The organism is Campylobacter sp. 2018MI01 (assembly GCF_018501205.1).
Lineage (GTDB): Bacteria > Campylobacterota > Campylobacteria > Campylobacterales > Campylobacteraceae > Campylobacter_E.
Genome location: NZ_JAHCZE010000120.1, coordinates 1 through 949 on the forward strand (window position 1 = coordinate 1; position 949 = coordinate 949).

The 949-nt window shown below is 36.7% G+C and carries 1 protein-coding gene; it reads right to left on the minus strand.

Translation table 11 applies throughout. From position 1 onward, the window contains the following. Positions 1-949: flagellin hook IN motif-containing protein (locus KJQ97_RS09870; protein ID WP_250325876.1), on the minus strand; the 949-nt coding region annotated here is incomplete at both ends.

The following is a 949-nucleotide window of genomic DNA, read 5'->3' on the forward strand; positions in this document are numbered from 1 at the left end:
GCCTATTGCACTTGTAACATCCATACTATGCAATTTATCATCAGCCCCAACATAATCTCTAGTAGCTTCTACAACTATGTCTTTACCATTAGTTGATGAAAAACTTAATCTTCCGAAGTTAGTCTTAGTATCGTTAGTTAAGCCTATCATTTCTTTAAGACCTTTTCTATCGCCTTCATTTAAGCCTTCTTTAAGACCTTCAAGGAATTTCATAGCTGCATAAGCAACCATTCCATTTTCTGCCTCATTTGTAGCCATAGTTTTACCATCAGCTGCATCAACTACTTTTTGAAGTTTTGCTAAGGCATCATCTATTTTAGCATTAGCATCTGCTAAACTAGCATGTTTAGAAGTATTTTGACCTAAAACTGCTTTTACTGCATCATTAGCATCTTTCAGCATATCTTTATAAGTATCCCCACCTGCTGTAGTTACGGCATTGTTTGTACCAACAAATTCCATATTTAAAGCACCAAGCTTTTCTGCATGAATAGCACTTAAATCTATTTCAGTTCCATCTTTAACTGCTTTTTGTATAGCTTCAGTTGAAACTTTAGCTACACCATCAGCTGCGTGTCTTGCTGCTTGCTCGTAGTAAGCATTCTTAACATCTTCAAATGTATTAGCACTATTTAATATAGAGTCTACTTTATCATGCGTACCGGCTGTATCTGCATCAGCACCAGCACCTTTCCAAGTTTCAGCCTTAGATAAATCTGCAGCAACTTGTCCATTATCACCGGTATCTACTGCTGTTTTATTGGTATAAAGCAAGTGTTTATCTGCTACTTTAACTGCTTCAGTTGCCGTAAAAGCTTTGCCAGTTGGATCATAACTCTTATCCACCCCATCAGTTATCTTAATACCTCTACCATCTCTATTAGCAAGTACTAATCTTCCTTTTTCATCAACACTAGCTTCTACCCCTGTTTGATCTTTTACAGAGTTA